This is a genomic window from Acidobacteriota bacterium, assembly GCA_016184105.1.
Taxonomy (GTDB): domain Bacteria; phylum Acidobacteriota; class Vicinamibacteria; order Vicinamibacterales; family 2-12-FULL-66-21; genus JACPDI01.
The window spans coordinates 1-5,523 of the sequence record JACPDI010000067.1 but is presented as its reverse complement, the minus strand read 5'-3'; the positions used below and the strand labels follow the sequence as shown (position 1 = coordinate 5,523).

5 protein-coding genes are annotated in these 5,523 nt (G+C 68.4%); all 5 read right to left on the bottom strand.

The annotated features are described in order from the left end of the window. A partial coding sequence (locus tag HYU53_19250; GenBank protein ID MBI2223332.1) for a prepilin-type N-terminal cleavage/methylation domain-containing protein occupies positions 1 to 336 on the bottom strand: 336 nt, incomplete at its 3' end. 251 nt (positions 337 to 587) lie between these two features. Then, positions 588 to 2,006 carry a sigma-54-dependent Fis family transcriptional regulator gene (locus tag HYU53_19245; protein ID MBI2223331.1) on the bottom strand — a complete coding sequence of 473 codons (1,419 nt, stop codon included), beginning with the start codon at positions 2,004 to 2,006 and terminating at the stop codon, positions 588 to 590. Between the two features lie 24 nt (positions 2,007 to 2,030). Continuing rightward, entirely contained in the window at positions 2,031 to 3,701 is a 1,671-nt protein-coding gene (locus HYU53_19240; GenBank protein ID MBI2223330.1) for a PAS domain-containing protein, read from the bottom strand. Between the two features lie 5 nt (positions 3,702 to 3,706). Beyond that, positions 3,707 to 4,933, bottom strand: a complete 1,227-nt coding sequence (locus tag HYU53_19235; protein MBI2223329.1) for a type II secretion system F family protein — start codon at positions 4,931 to 4,933, stop codon at positions 3,707 to 3,709. A 7-nt stretch (positions 4,934 to 4,940) separates the two neighbouring features. Continuing rightward, the coding region (tadA, locus tag HYU53_19230; GenBank protein MBI2223328.1) for a Flp pilus assembly complex ATPase component TadA at positions 4,941 to 5,523 on the bottom strand (583 nt) is incomplete at its 5' end.

Here is a 5,523-nt window from a genome sequence, read left to right as displayed (position 1 = left end):
GGTAGGTGCCGCCGCGAGGACCTGGGTGCCCGGGCCGTCAACGCCGACGGTGTAACCGCTCTTCGTGCCCGTCGAGAGGTCCGGGCTGATGAAAGGCACGCCGCTCGTCGGGGCGGTTGCGAGCGCCGCCAGCGTGTCAGCGTATCCGCCGCCTCCGCAGGTGGACGAGAAGGTCGTCTGCGCCGAGCTGATGGCGCGCATGGACCCGATGGCCGACGCCTCGTTGCCCGACTGCCGCGCGCGCAGCAGGCCGGGGACGGCGATTGCCGCGATGATGCCGATGATCGCCACGACGATCAGCAGCTCGATGAGCGTGAAGCCCTTGCTGTCGCGAATCTTCATGTTCTGCTCCTTCAAACTCGTTTGGATGTGGTTGCCGGGATCTCGGCCCGGCAGCCACGCGCCGACTGTGAGCAATGGCAGTGCCAGCAAGCTCTGCGGATCGCTCTCAGGAGCTTAAGCGCTTGTTTGCGTTGTGTTTGAGTGAGTTTGTCGCCGCAGAAACTTACCCGTTGGGCCCCTCCAATCTCGCGCGATTGACGTAAATTGTCAGGCTCAGATTGACAAAAACTGTCAACTGCCGTGGCTCACCCGAGGTTGTACTTCTTCATGTAATAGCGGAACGAGCGGAAGCTCATGCCGAGCAGTTCGGCCGCGCGGCTCTTGACTCCGCCGGCGCGGCGCAGCGCCTCGGCGATGTACTCGCGCTCGATGTCCTCGACGTGCCGCTCCAGATCGAAGCCGGTGGCCGGAAGCGCCTCGGCACCGTTGCCGTTCACGGCGGCCGGCAGGCCTGACAGCACGTGCTCCGGCAGGCTCGCGGCGCTGATGAGCGTGCCGGTCTCGAGCGCGACCGCCCGCTCCACCGCGTTCTCCAGCTCCCGGATGTTGCCGGGCCACGGGTAGGCCTGTAGCTTGCGGAGCGCCTCCGGCGAGATGCCTGAAATCGGCCGTCCGATCTGCGACGCGTACTTCGCCAGGAAGTGCTCGGCCAGCAGCGGGATGTCCTCCAGCCGGTCGCGCAGCGGTGGCAGCCGCACGGGAATGACGTTGATCCGGTAGAACAGGTCCTCGCGGAACTTCCCCTCGGCGACCAGCTTCGAGAGGTCCCGGTTGGTGGCGGCGATGATCCGGATGTCCGCCTCGATCTCCTCCGTGCCGCCGAGGCGCCTGAACTTCCGCTCCTGCAGGACGCGCAGCAGCTTCACCTGGACCATCGGGGACATCTCGCCGATCTCGTCGAGGAAAATCGTGCCTTTCTCGGCGACCTCGATGAGCCCCTTCTTGTTGGCGTCGGCGCCGGTGAAGGCGCCGCGCACGTGGCCGAACAGCTCCGACTCGAGCAGCGTCTCGGGCAGCGCGCCGCAGTTGAGCGCCACGAACGGCCGGTCCCTGCGCCCCGAGTTGAAGTGGATGGCGCGGGCCACCAGCTCCTTGCCGGTCCCGGACTCCCCCGTGACGAGGACCGTGCTGTTGGTCGGCGCGATCGTGTGAATCAGCTGGAAGACCGCCTGCATCAGCGGGCTGCGGCCGATGATGTTCGAGAACTGATGCGTCTCCTGCAGGGCGCGCTTCAACAGCACGTTTTCCTGCTGCAGCCGCCGGCGCTCGAGCGCCTTGCGCACCTTCAGCTTCAGCTCGTCGACGTTGAAGGGCTTGCTCACGTAGTCGTACGCGCCGAGCCGCAGCGCCTCGACGGCCGTCTCGGTCGTCGCGAAGGCCGTGATCATGATCCCGATGATGTCCGGGTTCGCGCGCTGCGCGGCCGCGAGCACCTGCACGCCGCTGAGGTCGGGCATCTTCACGTCCGAGATCAGCAGCTCCACCGACTCCTTCTCGAGCATGTCGATCGCCGTGCGGCCGTTCTCCGCCAGCAGCACGTCGTGCCCCTCGCGTCTGAGGACGATCGCCAGCAGCTCGCGCATGGACCGTTCGTCGTCCACGACGAGAATGCGCGCCGTCGGCGGCGCGGTCACGGGGGCATCGGCGTCCAGGACGATCGTCATATCAGTGGCCGGTGGCCACCCCCCCTACACATTCACCACCTCCACCCCCCTCCCCGGCAGCCGCACTTCGACCCTCGTCCCGGCGCCCGGGGCGGAGGCCACGTCGATCCGGCCGGCGTAGTCGGTGACGATGCGGTGGACGATGGAGAGGCCGAGCCCGCTGCCGCGGGCGAACGCGCCGCGGAACGGCTGGAAGACGCGGTCGATCTCCTCCGGCGGGATCCCGATGCCTTCGTCGCGGACCCGCAGGACCGCCATCGGCACGTGCGCCGCGTCGTGCGGATCGGAGGCGACCGAGAGGGTGAGCGTACCGCCATGCGGCATCGCGCGCAGGCCGTTGGTCGCCAGGTTCCACACCACCTGCCGCAGCTGCGACTCGTCGCCGAGGAACGGCACCTCCTCGGGCGGCACGTCGACGACGATGCGGTGCTGCTCGCGGTGTTCCGACGAGTTCCGGAGCAGGACCGCCGTCTCGTCGACGAGCGTCCGCAGGTCGATCCGCTGCAGCGTGGTGCGCTGCGGCCGCGCGTAGGCGAGGAAGTTCTTGATCGTGTCGTTCAGGCGCTCCGACTCGCGCAGCACGATGTCCATGAGCTGCTCCTGCTCGGCCGAGAGCGTCAGCTCGTCGCGCAGCACCTGGATCGAGCCGGACATCGACGCGAGCGGGTTGCGGATCTCGTGCGCGATGCCGGCGGCCATCTCCCCCACCGCGGCCAGCCGCTGCTGGACGCGGGCCTCGCGCTCGCGCTTCTTCATGTCCGTCACGTCCTGGAACGTGAACAGGTAGCCTGCCGGGCCCCCGGGCCCGACGAGCACGGCCATGCTCGCGCCGACCTCGATATGGCGGCCGTCGCGCGTCTCGAACCCGTACTCGGCGCGCAGGAGGCGCCCCTCGTCCAGGCCGCGCGCGAGCGCCGCGCGCCACTCCGCCGGCATCTGCAGCAGCTCTCCCGCGTCGGCGCCGATGGCGTCGGCCGCCGCGATGCGGCTGATCAGCTCCGCCGCGCGGTTGAACGACATGACCCGGCCGCGCGCGTCCATCGTGAGCAGGCCGCTCGTCAGGCTTTCGATGACGTGCGCGTTGAACGCCTCCAGGTCGGCGATCCGGGTGGACGCCTGCTTGAGGCGCACGTCGGCGCGGCGCGCGGACTCGGCCAGGTAGCCGCCGAGGATCGCGACCGCGAAGAACCCGAACATGTTCAACCCGAGCGTGAACAGCGCCAGGCGCAGCGGCGGCAGGATCGCCTCCGGGTCCACCGACCAGGGCACGATCGGGCCGAACGGGCTCGCGTACTGCGACACGACGAGCCCCCCGAACATCAGCGCGCTGAACACCGCCACCGTGATCCCGCCGCGGATGTACTGCGTCGCGCTCGCGGCGATGACCGGCAGCACGTAGAGCGACGAGAAGTAGCTCGTGATGCCGCCCGTCAGGTGGACGATGGACGAGATGACGAACGCGTCGACCGCAAACTGCAGGTCCACGAGCCACGCGTGCCGCTCCGCCTGCGCGAGCGTCACGGCGTAGACGACCGTCAGGGCGTAGGTGAGGCCGATGAGCGCGAAGAACGGATCGACGGCGACCGACCCCGGCGCCTTCACCTGCACCAGGATCGCTGACCCGAGCACGATCGTGATCAGCGCGGCCCGCGCCGTGATCACCCAGAGCAGCGTGCGCCGGAGTCCTGTCGCCATGGTTCCTACGTCAGCTTGCTGATCATCGAGAAGATCGGCATGTACATCGCGATGACGATGCCGCCCACGACGCCGCCGAGGACCGCCATCATGATCGGCTCGAGCAGCGTCAGGAGCCCCGCCACCGCGCTGTCCACTTCCTCCTCGTAGAAGTCCGCGATCTTGGCCAGCATCGTGTCGAGCGCCCCCGTCGTCTCGCCGACGCTGATCATCTGCACCACCATCGACGGGAACACCCTGGTGTCCTTCAGCGGCTGGGCAATCGTCTCGCCGCGCTCGATGCTGGTCCGCGTGACCTGGATCGCGTCCTCGATGATGGCGTTGCCCGACGTCCTGGCCGTGATGTCCAGGCCGTCGAGGATCGGCACGCCCGAACTGAGCAGCGTCGACAGGGTGCGGCAGAACCGCGCCACCGCGACCTTCCGCAGGATGTCGCCCAGCACGGGCGTCTTCAGCAGGATCGCGTCGATCGTGTGCCGCCCGGCCTCCGTCCCGTAGTACTGCCGGATCGCGTAGCCGAGGCCGGCGAGCACGAGCACGATGAGCCAGCCGTAGGCCACGATCCCGTTCGAGGCCGCGATGACCACCCGCGTCGGCATCGGCAGCTCCGCGCCGAGCCCTTCGAACATCGCGGCAAACGTCGGGATGACCTTCCAGAGAATCGCGGCGACGACCAGCGCGGCGATGATCAGGATCGCGATGGGATAGGTCATCGCGGACTTCACTTCGCCCTTCAGCTTGACGTTCTTCTCGATGAACACCGCGAGGCGCTTCAGGATGGTGTCGAGGATGCCGCCCGCCTCGCCCGCCGCGATCATGTTGGTGAACAGCGGGTCGAACGTCTTCGGGTACTTCTTCATCGCGTCGGCGAGGGAGGCGCCCCCCTCCACCGCCTCGCGCGTCGCGAGGATGACGGCCGAGAAGTTCTTGTCGGGCTCCTGCTTGCCGAGGATCTCGAGGCACTGCACGAGCGGCAGCCCGGCGTCGATCATGACGGAGAACTGGCGCGTGAAGATCGCGAGGCTCTTGGCGGCGACCCCCTTGTTGAGGGAGCCCCCGCCCTTCTTCTCGGCGGCCGGCGACGCGGCCTTCCCTTTCGCGGCGTCGATCTTCGTCACCATGATCTGCTCGCGGCGCAGCGCGGCGACCGCCGCGTCCATGGTGTCGGCGGTCCGCTCGCCGGTGATCGTCTCCCCCGCCCGCGTCCGGCCCGTAAAGGCAAATGTCGGCATAACCCCTCTAGCGTTGCGGCATCGGCCGCGGCGGCATGGCCCGTCCCGCGCCCGCGCCCTGCACCACGCCGGCGCCGCGGGCGATCATTTCCTGGAGCTCTTCCTTCATCGACGACGCGCTCAGCGCCGCGTCGAGCGAGATCATCCGGCGGTGACACAGCGTCGCCAGCGACTGGTTCATCGTCTGCATGCCCGCCTTGTCCTGCCCGGTCTGCATCGACGAGTAGATCTGATGAATCTTGTCGTCGCGGATCAGGTTCCGGATGGCGGGGGTCGGCACCATGATCTCCATCGCGAGCGCGCGCCCCTTCCCGTCGGCCCGCGGCAGCAGCGTCTGGCAGACGATCCCCTCGAGCACCAGCGAGAGCTGCGTCCGGATCTGCCCCTGCTGGTGGGCGGGGAACACGTCGATGATGCGGTTGATCGTCTGCGCCGCCGAGTTGGTGTGCAGCGTCGCGAAGGTGAGGTGCCCGGTCTCGGCGATCCGGAGCGCGGACTCGATCGTCTCCAGGTCGCGCATCTCGCCGATGAGCACGATGTCCGGGTCCTCGCGCAGCGCGGCCCGTAGCGCCGCCGTGAACGAGTTCGTG

What these genes read in the sequence shown, in the direction of transcription:
- HYU53_19245 (MBI2223331.1), bottom strand. Translation starts at nt 2,006, where the DNA reads ATGACGATCGTCCTGGACGCCGATGCCCCCGTGACCGCGCCGCCGACG.
- HYU53_19240 (MBI2223330.1), bottom strand. Translation starts at nt 3,701, where the DNA reads ATGGCGACAGGACTCCGGCGCACGCTGCTCTGGGTGATCACGGCGCGG.
- HYU53_19235 (MBI2223329.1), bottom strand. Translation starts at nt 4,933, where the DNA reads ATGCCGACATTTGCCTTTACGGGCCGGACGCGGGCGGGGGAGACGATC.